The 13,803-nt window shown below is 43.6% G+C and carries 15 protein-coding genes, 1 tRNA gene, 2 pseudogenes and 1 riboswitch; of the genes and pseudogenes, 9 read left to right on the top strand and 9 right to left on the bottom strand.

Annotation, left to right across the window (positions count from 1 at the left end):
• Nucleotides 1–23: 23 nt before the first annotated feature.
• Entirely contained in the window at nt 24–410 is a 387-nt protein-coding gene (gene cotV / locus V6D41_RS10705; protein WP_148964311.1) for a spore coat protein CotV, read from the bottom strand.
• A 155-nt stretch (nt 411–565) separates the two neighbouring features.
• On the opposite strand from cotV, the gene yjcA reads away from it, so the two are divergent.
• From yjcA to spoVIF, 4 genes are all read left to right on the top strand, one after another.
• Nucleotides 566–922 (top strand): sporulation protein YjcA, encoded by a 357-nt coding sequence (gene yjcA, locus V6D41_RS10700; RefSeq protein ID WP_148964312.1) that lies wholly within the window; start codon nt 566–568, stop codon nt 920–922.
• 279 nt (nt 923–1,201) lie between these two features.
• Entirely contained in the window at nt 1,202–1,408 is a 207-nt protein-coding gene (locus V6D41_RS10695) for a hypothetical protein (protein ID WP_148964313.1), read from the top strand.
• Between the two features lie 81 nt (nt 1,409–1,489).
• Nucleotides 1,490–1,657, top strand: a complete 168-nt coding sequence (locus V6D41_RS10690; RefSeq protein WP_148964314.1) for a YjcZ family sporulation protein — start codon at nt 1,490–1,492, stop codon at nt 1,655–1,657.
• Nucleotides 1,658–1,795: 138 nt separating this feature from the next.
• Complete coding sequence (spoVIF, locus tag V6D41_RS10685) at nt 1,796–2,050, top strand: sporulation-specific transcription regulator SopVIF (protein ID WP_019714009.1); 255 nt, start codon at nt 1,796–1,798, stop codon at nt 2,048–2,050.
• A 72-nt stretch (nt 2,051–2,122) separates the two neighbouring features.
• Here spoVIF and V6D41_RS10680 read toward each other — a convergent pair whose 3' ends face one another.
• The gene (locus V6D41_RS10680) at nt 2,123–4,402 is read right to left on the bottom strand and encodes an ATP-dependent helicase (protein WP_333518190.1); all 2,280 of its coding nucleotides are present in this window, start codon (nt 4,400–4,402) and stop codon (nt 2,123–2,125) included.
• Between the two features lie 119 nt (nt 4,403–4,521).
• Here V6D41_RS10680 and V6D41_RS10675 point away from each other — a divergent pair, with 119 nt between their 5' ends.
• On the top strand, nt 4,522–4,776 hold the full coding sequence (locus tag V6D41_RS10675; protein WP_148964316.1) for a hypothetical protein: 255 nt from the start codon (nt 4,522–4,524) through the stop codon (nt 4,774–4,776).
• Nucleotides 4,777–4,851: 75 nt separating this feature from the next.
• Here V6D41_RS10675 and V6D41_RS10670 read toward each other — a convergent pair whose 3' ends face one another.
• The 3 genes from V6D41_RS10670 to V6D41_RS10660 are packed head-to-tail and all read right to left on the bottom strand — an operon-like array spanning nt 4,852 to nt 6,542.
• On the bottom strand, nt 4,852–5,274 hold the full coding sequence (locus tag V6D41_RS10670; RefSeq protein WP_148964317.1) for a GNAT family N-acetyltransferase: 423 nt from the start codon (nt 5,272–5,274) through the stop codon (nt 4,852–4,854).
• Nucleotides 5,275–5,277: 3 nt separating this feature from the next.
• Nucleotides 5,278–5,793 carry a YjcG family protein gene (locus V6D41_RS10665; protein WP_087993925.1) on the bottom strand — a complete coding sequence of 172 codons (516 nt, stop codon included), beginning with the start codon at nt 5,791–5,793 and terminating at the stop codon, nt 5,278–5,280.
• Between the two features lie 26 nt (nt 5,794–5,819).
• Nucleotides 5,820–6,542, bottom strand: a complete 723-nt coding sequence (locus V6D41_RS10660) for an esterase family protein (RefSeq protein ID WP_148964318.1) — start codon at nt 6,540–6,542, stop codon at nt 5,820–5,822.
• 166 nt (nt 6,543–6,708) lie between these two features.
• Nucleotides 6,709–6,829, top strand: a riboswitch (SAM riboswitch).
• 68 nt (nt 6,830–6,897) lie between these two features.
• Here V6D41_RS10660 and metI point away from each other — a divergent pair.
• Entirely contained in the window at nt 6,898–8,019 is a 1,122-nt protein-coding gene (metI, locus tag V6D41_RS10655) for a cystathionine gamma-synthase/O-acetylhomoserine thiolyase (RefSeq protein ID WP_333518189.1), read from the top strand.
• Complete coding sequence (metC, locus tag V6D41_RS10650; protein ID WP_333518188.1) at nt 8,012–9,184, top strand: cystathionine beta-lyase; 1,173 nt, start codon at nt 8,012–8,014, stop codon at nt 9,182–9,184. Before metI ends, metC begins: the two co-directional genes overlap by 8 nt.
• Nucleotides 9,185–9,443: 259 nt before the next feature.
• Here the strand turns inward: metC and V6D41_RS10645 are convergent.
• Together V6D41_RS10645 and V6D41_RS10640 are read right to left on the bottom strand one after the other, a co-directional pair.
• Nucleotides 9,444–9,988, bottom strand: a pseudogene (locus V6D41_RS10645) (GNAT family N-acetyltransferase).
• A 69-nt stretch (nt 9,989–10,057) separates the two neighbouring features.
• Nucleotides 10,058–11,248 carry a DUF819 family protein gene (locus tag V6D41_RS10640; protein WP_333518187.1) on the bottom strand — a complete coding sequence of 397 codons (1,191 nt, stop codon included), beginning with the start codon at nt 11,246–11,248 and terminating at the stop codon, nt 10,058–10,060.
• Nucleotides 11,249–11,421: 173 nt separating this feature from the next.
• Here V6D41_RS10640 and V6D41_RS10635 point away from each other — a divergent pair.
• A tRNA-Val gene (locus V6D41_RS10635) sits at nt 11,422–11,494 on the top strand.
• Between the two features lie 248 nt (nt 11,495–11,742).
• Here V6D41_RS10635 and V6D41_RS10630 read toward each other — a convergent pair.
• Entirely contained in the window at nt 11,743–12,399 is a 657-nt protein-coding gene (locus V6D41_RS10630) for a tetratricopeptide repeat protein (RefSeq protein ID WP_333518186.1), read from the bottom strand.
• A 257-nt stretch (nt 12,400–12,656) separates the two neighbouring features.
• A pseudogene (locus V6D41_RS10625) lies at nt 12,657–12,904 on the bottom strand (response regulator aspartate phosphatase).
• A gap of 282 nt (nt 12,905–13,186) precedes the next feature.
• Here V6D41_RS10625 and V6D41_RS10620 point away from each other — a divergent pair.
• Nucleotides 13,187–13,468, top strand: a complete 282-nt coding sequence (locus V6D41_RS10620; protein WP_087990829.1) for a putative quinol monooxygenase — start codon at nt 13,187–13,189, stop codon at nt 13,466–13,468.
• Nucleotides 13,469–13,803 lie beyond the last annotated feature (335 nt).

Here is a 13,803-nt window from a genome sequence, read left to right as displayed (position 1 = left end):
TATAAATTTGTGACAAGAAAGGGTTAAAGGACGTCAAGTTCATTGAGAATGCTGTTTAACACCTGAAGCAAGATTTGTACAAAGGTTATTATTTCGTCGGCAGACAAAGTAATTTTGATGTTTCGGCTATTGATAATTTTAATGATTGTTCTTTTTTTGATTTGGGAGCTATCGAGAATGAGAATTTCGCTTGCCACTGCGTCAGCCAAATCCTCATCGGCGATGACGAGCTGAGTAGCCAGGATAATCATGGTTGTCACAAAGGCTTGTATAGAAAGGGCAGATGTTATATGTGATGTATCTATTGTGATATTTTCGCAATCAATCACTTCGATCTGCTGTTCGAATTCGCTTGATAATTGCTCAAATATTTCAGGATGCAGGGATTCAACTTTTTCTTCAATCGACATAACCTTCACTCCTTTCTTATCCATACTGTATATAATGCAGAACAAGTGCAGAGCGGAATAAGAAAAATAACCAATTTTCAACAGGACAAGATACAAATTCATGAAGGCTAGGGTTTTTGCATATATGTGAAGGGGATGATGAAAGGAGTGAACAAGTGGTTATCAATGGGCTGACAATTGTTCTTCTTTCGCTTGCGGTTTTCCGGCTCGCTCGGCTGCTGGTGTTTGATACGATTATGGCGCCGCTTCGCAGTCTGTTTCATGAAGAGAAGGAAGAAAAGGATGCGGACGGGAACGTGGAAACGTATATTGTGGTTAAAGGAACAGGTGTCAGGGCGTTTATTGGTGAATTGCTGAGCTGCTATTGGTGTACAGGCGTGTGGTGCGCCGGCTTTTTGATTTTATGCCAGGCCTTGATCCCTCAAGCGGCGCAGTGGCTGATTTTACTATTGGCGATCGCCGGTCTTGCCGGCATTATAGAAACACTCGTATCAAAATGGCTGCAAGAATGAGGCGCTATCACCAGCAACTTTCTGCCAGAATACGCATAAAGTAGCATATATGACATAAGGAAAGGAAGGGAACTAAATGAATCAATTCAATAAACCTTCCCAAAAAACTCCATATACAGATTCATCATATCAATCAAAAAAGATCAAAAAGAAAGGCTGCGGGTGCGGAAAGAAAAAGAAAAAGCCTCAATAGCCTGACAACGAAACCGGAGATCTCCGGTTTTTGTTTTTTTAACGGAGCGGTCTCGCTCAGCATATATCATGAGTGGGGGGATACCAGTGAATGAGTTCGAAAAATGGATAGACAGAAGATATGAACCTCACGAACAAAAGAAAAAAGAGCATGAAGATATCATGAGCAGCATCGGAAAAGACTTGGAAGCATTTGATGAAGCAGGTGTGGCGTTTGAAGAGGAGATTGAAGAGCTTGCTGAAAAAACGGAAGCGTTACTTCAAAAAAATCAGGCTCAGTATGACCCCTCGTAAATCCGCAAACGCCCTATGCGAATATCCAAGCCGAATCAAATGGCTCACATAGTGTATAGAGAGTAAAGGAGGTGCTTATCTATGGGCTTTGGATACGGATTCGGAGGCGGCTACGGCGGCTACGGCGGTTGTGGCGGCTATAGCGGCGGTTATGCCGGTGGTTACGGCGGCGGCTATGGTTCAACATTTGTTCTTTTAGTCGTATTGTTCATTCTCCTAATCATTGTAGGTGCATCTTATTTCTGCTAAAACGTTAGAGGAAGTGCGGGAAATCCGCGCTTCCTTGCAGTCTGTAAACTGCTTCAAGGAAACAAATATAATGAGATAGGCACATCACTCATTGGTGTTCATATAATACCGTATCACTCCGCCAAAAGGAGGCGCATTATGGATAATCAATTTTTTAAGAACATTGAAAAGAAAACAGGCGTCAATATGCAGGATGTTATGAATCTTGCCGGCTCCCTTCAAAACGCCAATTTTAAAGACGAAAACACAGTACGCAGTGTTATTAGCCGCGTAGCACAGCTGGCAAACAGACGCGTGCCGAAAGAATTAGAAGATAAAATTGTGCAATCCATTACAAGCGGTAAAGAAAAGCTTGATTTTGGGACGATTTCTAAAATGCTGGATAATAAATAATCGGATGGCCTGGCTGACTTTTGACAGCGGGCCTTTTTTACAGAAAAGACCCGGCAGTGATCTGCCGGGCTGTTAGCTATGCAAGGGCTGTCTTACTTGCTGTAATAAGGGATACAAAAATCTTGAACGGTGGGTCGTTTTGCCGCGTCTGTTGGCGGGACAAGACAAATATAAGTGCTGTTTGGCCCGGGTCATGGCTACATATAAAAGGCGTCTTTCTTCCTCGAGGGGAGCTTCATCGCCTTTCCTCGCTGTTTCTAATGAGAAATCGTGCGGAATCGAACCGTCTACCGTGCCTAACACGTAAACGGTTTTGAATTCAAGGCCTTTTGACCGGTGAATAGTCATCAATTGAACGCCGTTTTCATCCGTTTTGTTTTTCTCAGCGGCCCTCATATGGTCTACGTGGGCGAGAAAGTCAGGAATTGTTTTGAATTTTTTGGCGACGACCTTGATGTCACGCAGGTCATCGGAGCCTTTTTCCAGCTTGTTGCCTTCATTCCCCCGTTTTTTTAAATACTCGGAGAAGCCCATTTTTCCTTCGGCGAAGGTGATCGCTTCCGCCGGCTTCATCGTGCGGAGGCTTGCAAAAAATGGCACGATCTTCTTGATTTTATTGAGCTGGAACGGCTTCAGATCAGGCAGTTTGGCCAGCGCTTTAATCATGGAACAGTCCTCGGTAATCGAGAGCGCCTTCAGCGTGTTCAAAGCAGACTGCTTTAAGAACAAAGCGGGCAGCAAGTGCTTAATCGCCTCAGTATCATCCTCATTTTGGCTGGCGTACAAGTATGCGAGAATCTGGCGGACAATCCGTCTGCTGTAAAACGATTGGACGCCGCGGTCAGCTGTATACGGAATTGACGAATGATGAAGCCTTTCGTATATGGCGCGGCCTCCGCTATTTGTGCGGTAGAGAACCGCAAAGTCTTCAGGATTTGCCCCGTTTTGAATTTTTTCTTTGATATCGGAAACGACCATTGTGGCCTCTTCCTCTTCGTCATAAGGATAAAACAGCATAGGGGCCTGGACGTCATCACGCGCCGCTTCAAGCATTTTAGCATACCTGTTTTTGTTCTTTTTCACCACGATATCAGCGCTGGAGACGATCGGGTGCGTGGACCTGTAGTTCGCGGTTAAATAAATCGTCTTCGCTCCGGGATAATCCTTTTGAAAGTCAAGAATAAAAGATGGATTGCTTCCGCGAAACGCGTAGATGGACTGATCGTCGTCCCCGACACAGCACAGGTTTTGTTCCGGGCTTGCCAGCATTTGCATGATTTTATATTGAACGGGGTTAATGTCCTGAAACTCATCAATCAATATATAAGTAAACCGAGATTGATACTGTTCCAGAAGGCCCGGCCGATCGATAAACAATTCGTAGCAGGCAGAAGTCATGTCATCAAAATCAAATTGGTTGTGTTCTTTTTTCTGGCGTTCATAATGTTCATATAATCGATAGACTTGTTTTTCCCACTCATCTTGCAAAGGAATGCGTTCGTTCGGCACATATGTGTTTTTCCAAAAACCGATCTGCTGCAAGGCCTGATCAACGGGGAACTCTTTCTCGTCTATCCCTTCTTCATAGAGTGCTTTTTTGATATATTGTTCCCGCTGCCACTCCATTTTCAGCAAATGCTCGCCGTTCCATTTAGCAGGATCATCGTGATACAAGATTTTATAAAATAAGCTGTGGAATGTTCCGGTGACAAGTCTTCTGACTTTTGCCGGCTGTAATCCGTACTGCTTTGCCATCCGCTCTTTCATTTCGGCGACAGCTTTTGTCGTAAAGGTGACAAGCAGCATGTTTTCCGGCGGTATGCCTAAGTGTTCGATCATGTGGGCGGCACGAGCCGTCAGCACGCGTGTTTTTCCGCTTCCCGCACCTGCAAGCACAAGCAGCGGGCCTTCCGTTTCCGTGACAGCTTTCAGCTGATCCGTGTTCAAGCCGACAGACGGGAAAAGGCTCGTATCAGGTTCTATTGTTTTTTGGACAAATGGTGTTTTGGGTTTAATGCTTCTCGGCCGCTTCCATTCCGTGACAGCTGGAGACGATTCAGCAGCAATTGCTTTTCCCTTGGGCAAGCGAAAGACACCGGATTCCTGATACTCTTCTTTTTTCTCCTCTTTAGCGGGCTTCGTTTCGCAGGCCTCCTCACATGCTGGAAAGTGGCCTGGCTGGCGGTGGATAAACTCCGGCGGATCAGCGATGTTGAGCCTTAACAAAACGGGTTTTCCGCAATGAGAACAAAATAAATGTCCTTTTATTCCTTCTTCAAAGAGGAATTGATAATGTTCTCTCGAATATGTATGTAAATGTATCGTTCGATCATTCAGTCGGGCGCATTTCAAAAAGGGGTCCTCCCAATCAAAAAAAGGTGTTCATTACAGACAAAGACTATCATATCAAAAGAAACGTGTTTCAAAAAGTAAGTTTAAGGGAAAAGAGATAGCAGAAGGGTGGGTATCGTATGATATATGCAGGTCAAATTCAAAACCAGCAATACGCTCAATATGCAAATAGAACGATTGGATATAAGCAGGATTACGCCGGAACCGAAAAAATCAGCTATGTCCCGTTTCAACGGGTATACAAGGAACTAGAAAAGCAACAGGAGAATCAAACGGCCGCTGAAAGAAAAGTAAACGAGGTGAAACGTAAGCGCTCTCTTTATAAGAGGTTGCGAGAAAAAGGGATGGGCACATATATTAATCGATATGTATAAAAAACCGTTCATATCCAGAGAACGGTTTTTTTAAATGCAAAAAAAGATCCGGATCTAAATAGACCCGGATGCTGTTTAGTCTTTCATCATTTGTAAGTGCGGAATGCCTGCATCGAGAAATTCTTTTTCAGAAAGCACGCGATACCCGTGTTTCTTGTAAAATGGCACAGCCTGTGTTTGCGCGTTTAAAATGAAGCCTGAAGCGCCGCCGTCTGCCGCCGCTTTTTCGAGCGCTTTCATAATGATGCCGCCGACACCGGAAGAACGGTGGCTTTTTAATACGCAAATTCGCTCTAACTTGCCGTAGCCGTCCTTCATACGCCATCTTCCGGCGCCGACAGGCTTTTCGCCGTCATACACGACGATATGCTCCGACTCATTTTCAAGTTCATCAATTTCTTCTTCAGCAGGTACGTTTTGTTCTTTGATAAAAACTTCTTCTCTTACATAAAATGCGTCTTTCATTTGTTCTTCGTTTTTTGCGATAACTGCTTCCAAACACTATTCTCCTTTGCCTAGCAAAAAGGTTTCATATACTGTCCATGATCCGTTTTCAAGCTGATAAAGCAAATGGAAACGATCAATGATTTCTTCATGCGACACTTCCTGCATTTTTAATTGTCCCAGCACATCCGAATGCTCATCGTCGGAAAGATTTTGGCCGACCGTCACATGCGGGACAAAAGCGTATTCCTGTTCACCGGCCAGCACACCGGTGTATAGCTTTTCATTGAGTGTTTTTAATTCTTCCGTCGGCTCTGCTTTGATGTAAATGACATTATTGACAGGCGCAAATGAGCTGTATTTTGTCAATTTGAGAACGACCGGATGGGACTCCTTTGCGATGTTTCTCAGATGTGATACAAGCTGATCCGCTTTCTCCTCCGTCAATTCAAGCGATGATCTCAGCGTCAAATGGGGCGGGATCAGGGAATAGCTTGGATCATAGCGCTTTCTGTAAGAGTTCGCAAGGTCTTGAAGTTTTTTTGATGGAAATAAAACGATTCCGTATTTCATATTATGTCCCTCCTGGAAATAAAGTATTAAAGCATTTTTTTCAGCGCCGGCGTGATAAGCGGCTGCCAGTATGTCCATTTGTGGTCTCCGTCAAATGGCTCATAATCATAATCGGAAAGCTTCTTCTCCAACAGCTGTTTCAGCGCCCGGTTCGGTTCTGTAAAGTCCAGAATGTTCCCGTCTGTCGTGTGGACGTCAGTTTCTTTTGTGCCGATTTGGTGATAAATAGAGAGGTGTTCGATATTGTCCGATTGTTTCACGGCTTCCAATACATGTTTGTCAACATAGGGAGACTGCATGATGATGTTTCCGAACATATTCGGATAATCAAGCGCCGTCATAAGCGATATGGTCGCACCGAGTGAATCGCCGATCAGCGTTCGTCCGTAGCCGACCTGATAGGTAGGATACTCGTCATCCGCAAATGGTACGAGCTCATGGGCGATGAACCGTTTATACGCCGAAAATTTAGAGCCTTCCGGATGGTAGGTTTTTCTGCGCTCATGAACATCCTTATAAGGAACACCGATAATAATGCTCCGGTCAATTTCCCGTTTGGACAGCAATTCCTCGACCTGTCTGCCAATTCTCCCCAGCCTGAAATAATCGTGGCCGTCCTGCGCGATAATGACATGGTATTTATAAAGAGGGGAGTAGTTGGACGGCAGATAAACGAGCAAGGTCATTTCCTCGTTAAGCTCTTTCGAAAAGAATTTCTTTTCTTGCACTGTGCCGTTTTTCGGTGCCATAATGCATTCCTCCAGGACATCACTAGACTTTCTTGCGTTTTCCATTATTGTACCATGAATTATTAGAAATTTCTCTCTTTAAACCGTTCGAAACCCGAAGAAAAAAGTGTTGAAATTAACTGCGAATTGCGTTAATATAAAACAATCAGAAAATTGAAATCGATATTTCTTATCGTGAGAGGTGGAGGGACTGGCCCTTAGAAACCTCAGCAACCGGCTTGTTTTGCGTATGTGCAAAGCGCCAAGGTGCTAAATCCAGCAAGCGTTTTATGCTTGGAAGATAAGAAGAAGCGTTAAACCCCTTCTTCTTATGAAGAAGGGGTTTTTTATTTTGAAAAGGGAAGGTGTCTGCTATATGTCACAGCATGTTGAAACGAAATTAGCCCAAATCGGGAACCGAAGCGACGAAGCAACGGGAACGGTGAGTCCTCCTATTTATTTATCAACAGCATACCGCCACAGGGGGATCGGAGAATCAACCGGATTTGATTATGTCCGCACAAAAAACCCGACACGCCAGCTTGTGGAGGACGCGATCGCCAGCTTAGAAAACGGAGCGAGAGGGCTTGCCTTCAGTTCGGGAATGGCAGCCATCCAAACGATTATGGCGCTGTTTAAAAGCGGAGATGAACTGATCGTTTCATCGGACCTATATGGCGGCACGTACCGATTGTTTGAAAATGAATGGAAAAAATACGGCTTGACCTTTCATTATGATGATTTCAGCGACGAAGACTGTTTACGCTCTAAGATTACGCCGAATACAAAAGCGGTGTTTGTGGAAACACCGACAAATCCGCTCATGCAGGAGGCGGACATTGAAAAAATCGCCCGGATGACAAAAGAGCACGGTCTTCTGATGATCGTAGATAATACATTTTATACACCGGTCTTGCAGCGACCGCTTGAACTGGGGGCTGACATTGTGATTCACAGCGCAACCAAGTATTTAGGCGGGCATAACGACCTGCTTGCGGGGCTTGTCGTTGTGAAAGATGAAAAGCTTGGAGAGGAAATGTTTCAACACCAAAATGCCATTGGCGCGGTCCTGCCTCCGTTTGATTCATGGCTTCTGATGAGAGGAATGAAGACGCTCAGCCTCAGAATGCGCCAGCACCAGACAAACGCGCAGGAGTTAGCGCTGTTTTTAGAAAAGCAGGAAGAAATTGCGGATGTGCTGTATCCGGGAAAAGGCGGCATGCTGTCCTTCCGTCTTCAAAAAGAAGAGTGGGTGAACCCGTTTTTAAAAGCGCTGAAGACCATTTGTTTTGCGGAAAGCCTCGGCGGGGTGGAGAGTTTTATTACATACCCTGCCACACAGACGCACATGGATATTCCTGAAGAGATCCGCATCGCAAACGGGGTTTGCAATCGTCTGCTGCGCTTTTCGGTCGGAATTGAACATGCGGAAGATTTAAAAGAAGACGTAAAACAAGCGTTATGTCTCGTTAAAGAGGGAGCTGTTTCATTTGAGTAATCACAATTGGACGCTGGAAACCCAGCTCGTGCACAATCCATTTAAAACAGACGGCGCAACCGGAGCGGTCAGTGTGCCGATCCAGCACGCATCAACCTTTCACCAATCTTCATTTGAAGAGTTTGGCGCATACGATTACAGCCGCTCAGGAACGCCGACAAGAACAGCTCTCGAAGAAACCATTGCCGCACTTGAAGGCGGAACGAGAGGATTTGCTTTCAGTTCAGGCATGGCTGCGATCTCAACAGCATTTTTACTTTTGTCACAGGGCGATCACGTTCTTGTGACAGAAGATGTATACGGCGGAACCTTCCGCATGGTGACAGAGGTGCTGACCCGGTTTGGCATTGAGCATACGTTTGTCGACATGACGGACATTAATGAAGTGGCGCGGAATATAAAGCCAAATACAAAGGTCATTTATATGGAGACACCGTCAAATCCGACACTTGGGATTACTGATATTAAAGCGGTTGTTCAGCTGGCAAAAGAAAACGGCTGTTTGACCTTTCTGGACAATACATTCATGACTCCTGCTCTGCAGCGTCCGCTTGATCTCGGCGTGGATATTGTGCTTCACAGCGCAACAAAATTCCTGAGCGGACACAGCGATGTGCTGTCAGGCCTAGCTGCTGTCAAGGATGAAGAGCTTGGGAAACAGCTGTATAAGCTGCAAAACGCGTTCGGTGCCGTCCTTGGCGTGCAAGATTGCTGGCTTGTGCTGCGCGGATTAAAAACATTGCAGGTCCGTTTAGAGAAAGCAAGCGAAACAGCGCAGCGGCTTGCGGAGTTTTTCCAGAAGCATCCGGCGGTGAAACGCGTCTATTATCCGGGGCTGGCTGATCACCCGGGCGCCGAAACCCATAAAAGCCAGTCAACGGGAGCGGGGGCTGTGCTATCTTTTGAGCTTGAAAGCAAAGAGGCTGTTAAGAAATTAGTAAAGAATGTATCACTTCCGGTCTTTGCTGTGAGCCTTGGCGCTGTGGAATCGATTTTGTCCTATCCGGCAACGATGTCTCACGCGGCAATGCCTAAGGAAGAGCGGGAAAAACGCGGCATCACAGACGGCCTGCTCCGTCTTAGTGTCGGTGTTGAAAACGCAGACGATTTAGAACGTGATTTCGAACAAGCGCTGAAAGAAATCGCGGCAGTGGCGGTTCGTTAAAAAAGAAGCCGGGGATGGCTTCTCAGATTGTAGACAAAGTCCTAAAACGGTTTCTGTTTTAGGACTTTGTCATCTTTTCAGCGTGATTGAAAACCCTTGAAGTCTAGGAAGGACGAGCATTGGAGCGGACTTTCACAGGATGTGATGACGGCGGTGTTTAGACAGGACGTCTGGAATTTAGCCGCCGCTCCACTCTTTATTGAGCACGAATGCGAGGGTTTGTCGACACGCTGAGAAGCCGGGGATGGCCCGGCTTCTTTTATTGTTCATCATCAGGATTCAGAATCGCGAGGACTTGATGATCCTCCCAAACGCCGTTGATTTTTACATTTTTTGGGCGATACCCTCTTTATGAAACCCCGCTTTTTCCAATACACGCATCGATCCGAGATTACGGGGCATCACACCGGCTTCAATACGGTGCAGTTTCAATTCGTGAAACGCAAAATCAACAATCAATCTGATCGCCTCTGTCATAAGGCCCTTTCCATTATGGGCTTTGTCTAAAAAATACCCGATGAACGCCGTTTGCAGCGCTCCGCGAATGATTTGAAATAGAGAAACCGTCCCAATTAATGTATCGTCTGACGCAGTAAAAATGCCAAAATGATACTCTTCATCTTTCTCCAGTCTTTGCTGATACTCGCTTATTCGTTGTCTTTGCCCCTCAACCGTATAGTAATCGTCCGCACGAATCATGGAGAACTGTTCAAAAAAGTCCCGATTTTCGCTTTGCAGCCGTAGATTTTCTTCCGCATCCTTTAATTCTAAAGGTCTTACATAGATGTTTTTTCCTTTTAACATACAGTGATCTCTCCGTTCTCATGTCAGCATACCTCTTACATTATTCTGAAGAAACTGCAAATATCCTTTTTATAAAAAGGAAGAAAACCAATTTCCCATAAAGGTGCCGACATAGTTCCCAATTAAGTAGCCGAGTGTACCGACAAGTATGATCGGGGCGACAAGCTCCCGCCACCCCTTGGCAATTGCCATCGCAGCCGCTGTCGTCGGCCCTCCGACAGCAGCGTTGACAGCGAGCAGAATTTCTTCAAGCCGCACGCGGAACAATTTTCCGACGGCTAAGGAAACCGCTACATTGCTGATCGCAATAATAAAGACAAATAAGAGAATAAAAGGCGCATTGGTAACGATTAAGCGCAGATCTGCAGGAATGCCAATCACCACAAAGAACAAATAAATCAAATAGGTTCCAAGCTCCTGAGATCCATTGAGCCGTTCAAAAAAACGCGGGAAAAGAAAAATGATAAGAACCGTTAAAGACGTAAGCATCAAATACTGATCGCCAAGCGTTCCGGTCAAAAGGGGATGAGAAAACATGCTTTTAAAATAGCCGGAAATCTTCACACTAACCGCAACAAGCGCAAAAGCAGCACCGGCATTAAAAGCGACATCCTTTAAGGAAATGTCCTTCCTTTTCCAATAGCTTTCTGCACTGTTTCCGCTCTTTCCATTGGCTTTTACTTTTTCTTCAAACGGCATAGCATAATGCCGCTGAAACCATTTAACCGCAGGAATGCTGATTAAGATAAAAAACAAAAGCGCCATCATAATATTATCAGCCACAACGGCAGCCGACACATATTCCCCAGGTGTCTCAAATTTCGCCGCCATCGCCGCAAAGTTGACCCCGCCGCCGACATAAGAAGCGCTGATCATCCCGCCGATTTTATCGAGATAAGGAATATGCTGTTTGAAAAGAAAAAAAGCGAGGACGCTCCCAAGCACAGTTCCGACGGAGCTAATCAGAAAAATAAACAGCAAACGCCTGCTTTCCTTAAAAATCTGCCGCACATTGATCTGAAACAGCAAAAGGGGGATCGCCAGCGGCACCACATAATCCCAAACGATATCGTATACAGGCGATTCAACAGGAAGCACCCCGATATTTGTAAACACCATAGCCCCTACAAGCGCAATGATAGCACCCGACACAGCGGACGCCCACTTAAACCGCTGCTCCAGCCCGATACTCACTGCCGCCCACACTGCAATAAACCCCCATAATACCCAAACATCATCAGAAGAAATCAAAGAATGCAAAATCTCATCACCTCTATTGTTAGAAAATTAAAACATATTATAATAGCCGAAGAACAGAACAGCAAGTCCGAAAAAAAGTTTTTCTGAAAAAGCAGTTGACGAATAGAGGAGAAGGTTATATAATAAAACATGTCAGAAAGACAACAACATACCCAGTAACACATACATATCATGATTCCGTAGCTCAGCTGGGAGAGCGCTACCTTGACAGGGTAGAGGTCGCTGGTTCGAGCCCAGTCGGAATCATTGCTTAAACCCTTGCGTAGCAAGGGTTTTTTACTTTTTATAGAGGTTGTCGGTTTTATTAATGCAGTACATGAGTTGAGAAGATAAAATAAAAACCCCATTTGGAAAGGCCAAAATGGGGTATTTTCTAAATATCATATTAAGTTGCTGCTCTATCTGCGACCTTATAAGTGGACTGCTCAGAAAGAGTGTATGAAGCGCTAGATACTCCAACAATGCCAAGCAAGAGCGCTAAACAAATTGCAATTTTACATTTTTTCATTTAAATGTTTCCCCCTTTGAATTTGTTTGCGTGCTTCAATTGCCATTTGATAAAAATCGACCGCATCATGTCTATCTTCTTTGTTGGTCAAAAAATCAGCAACAGCAACAGCGTATTCTTCCATATCACCATAAAGGTTTTTATCTTTGAAGAACTTGAACACTTCTCTAAGTGTTTGTAAGTCGAATGATAAATAAAGACCTTTAACCAGTTTTAATTTCTCCGTTACTTCCTGATTGTTGTGTCTGGCAGCAACCTTCTGACCTTCCTGGTATAATTCTAAAGCAGCCTTTAAATCATTCTTCTTTGCTTTGACATATGCTAGATTAAAAATCGCTTTAGACTCATAAATGTGTTTGCGATCCCTATGGATTTCATAGGCGATTTGAAAATGTTTCTCAGAATTGTCAAGTTCTTCAAGGTTATTATAACATAAACCCACATTAAAATGAGCTGAACCAATTAAATGTTGCTCCCCTATTTTTAAAGCATCATTTAAAGCCTTTTTAGCTGTTTTTAAAGCATCCTCATAACACATTTTATCTAGCCAGTTTCCAAAAATAACAAACTGACATTGGACCATTTCGCCATATGTAAGATGACCCTGAGCGTCTTTTTTGCTCTTTAAATATAGAGTATGCACGCTGAGCATAATTCATGGAGAAATGAGTCTCTTTCATATAGTAATAGACCTCTGACACTTTGAAATAGAACTCTGCTTTATCTGTATTTGCGTTTTCGTCTAATAAATCAAGATATTTTTCAGCTTCTCGATAATATGTTAAAGCAATAACTAAATCTCTGGTTCTGAAATGATACATACCGGTGAAAAAGTGATAATAGAACTCAATTGTATTCGTAAGAGATTCAGGAGCCATACTTTCCCGTGTCTTTTTGAGATCAGAATAAAGGACCATCTATATTTTTAACAGAGTCAGGCTGGAGATACGACAGCATTATTTCGTGCCGTAGCTTTAATAACTGAAGATAGACTGCTACCTTTTCATTTTTCTCCATCATATCAAATTTTTTTCAACTTTTTGTTTCATTTCTTTTGCTTTCTCAACTCGACCCTGCTTTATTACAACATACCAATGATTAATGTCTGTAGTTACGTAATGATATGGGATTAAATCCGAAACAGACAATCGAATACCTCCTTTTCTTTACATATATTTAATATTATCTCGCCAAGGACACCCTCTAATAGAATCATTTTTTTGAAAAATCTTTCTATTTGGGCTAAAACAAAGGTCAGAATAAGCATAAATAAGGACCAAATCGTCTGATACGGACCCTTTAGCTGCTTTAGAATTTATAGAAAGTTGGTCTAAAAGGCTCCCAATGTCGTTTAATGATTTATAGATTATAATTTTCAAGAAAATGTTATATTGAAAAGCCATAAAATAATGTGAAGAGGGGGAATTTCGATGCATTACATAACGGCATGCTTAAAAATTATCAGTGATAAAGACCTTAGTGAGATAATGAAGGAATTCAAAAAACTTGAGGAAGAAACGAACAAAGAAGAAGGGTGTATCACATTCCATGCTTATCCGCTTGAACCATCGGAACGCAAAATAATGCTTTGGGAGATTTGGGAAAACGAAGAAGCTGTTAAAGCCCATTTCACGAAAAAACACACAAAAGATGTTCAAAAACAGGAATTAACGGAAGTTGAATGGTTAATGAAAAGCAATGTGAATGATTAAAAGGCTTCTTAAAAAGAGAGATATAAAGTTGGCAGTTGTTGCCTAAAGCTATCAACTTTCATCATTTTCATTCAGAAGTCATCAGATGTACAATTCAATAGGCTTTGAAGTTAATAGGGCTGGTCAGAATCGAATATACTTGTTCAAAAGGCAGACAGGGTTGAAGTCGCTGGTTCGAGCCCAGTCGGAATCATACACGGCGGTTAGAGACGTTATATCAACGTTTCTAGCCGTTTTTTATTGCGTTGACTTAGTCGATGATTAGATTTTTAAGGCGCAGGATAGAGGTGGACCATTACCGTGTCTCGTTTCTTGTTCTATTAAATTGGAATGGG

It is taken from the genome of Bacillus sp. 0102A (genome assembly GCF_036765155.1).
In the GTDB taxonomy this organism is placed as follows: Bacteria; Bacillota; Bacilli; order Bacillales; family Bacillaceae; genus Bacillus; species Bacillus subtilis_G.
The sequence above is the reverse complement of the archived record's forward strand: the minus strand, read 5'-3'. Positions and strand labels throughout refer to the sequence as shown.

Coding starts and splice junctions, on each gene's coding strand:
- cotV (WP_148964311.1), bottom strand. CDS start 410: ATGTCGATTGAAGAAAAAGTTGAATCCCTGCATCCTGAAATATTTGAG.
- V6D41_RS10690 (WP_148964314.1), top strand. CDS start 1,490: ATGGGCTTTGGATACGGATTCGGAGGCGGCTACGGCGGCTACGGCGGT.
- spoVIF (WP_019714009.1), top strand. CDS start 1,796: ATGGATAATCAATTTTTTAAGAACATTGAAAAGAAAACAGGCGTCAAT.
- V6D41_RS10675 (WP_148964316.1), top strand. CDS start 4,522: ATGATATATGCAGGTCAAATTCAAAACCAGCAATACGCTCAATATGCA.
- V6D41_RS10665 (WP_087993925.1), bottom strand. CDS start 5,793: ATGAAATACGGAATCGTTTTATTTCCATCAAAAAAACTTCAAGACCTT.
- V6D41_RS10660 (WP_148964318.1), bottom strand. CDS start 6,542: ATGGCACCGAAAAACGGCACAGTGCAAGAAAAGAAATTCTTTTCGAAA.
- metI (WP_333518189.1), top strand. CDS start 6,898: ATGTCACAGCATGTTGAAACGAAATTAGCCCAAATCGGGAACCGAAGC.
- V6D41_RS10620 (WP_087990829.1), top strand. CDS start 13,187: ATGCATTACATAACGGCATGCTTAAAAATTATCAGTGATAAAGACCTT.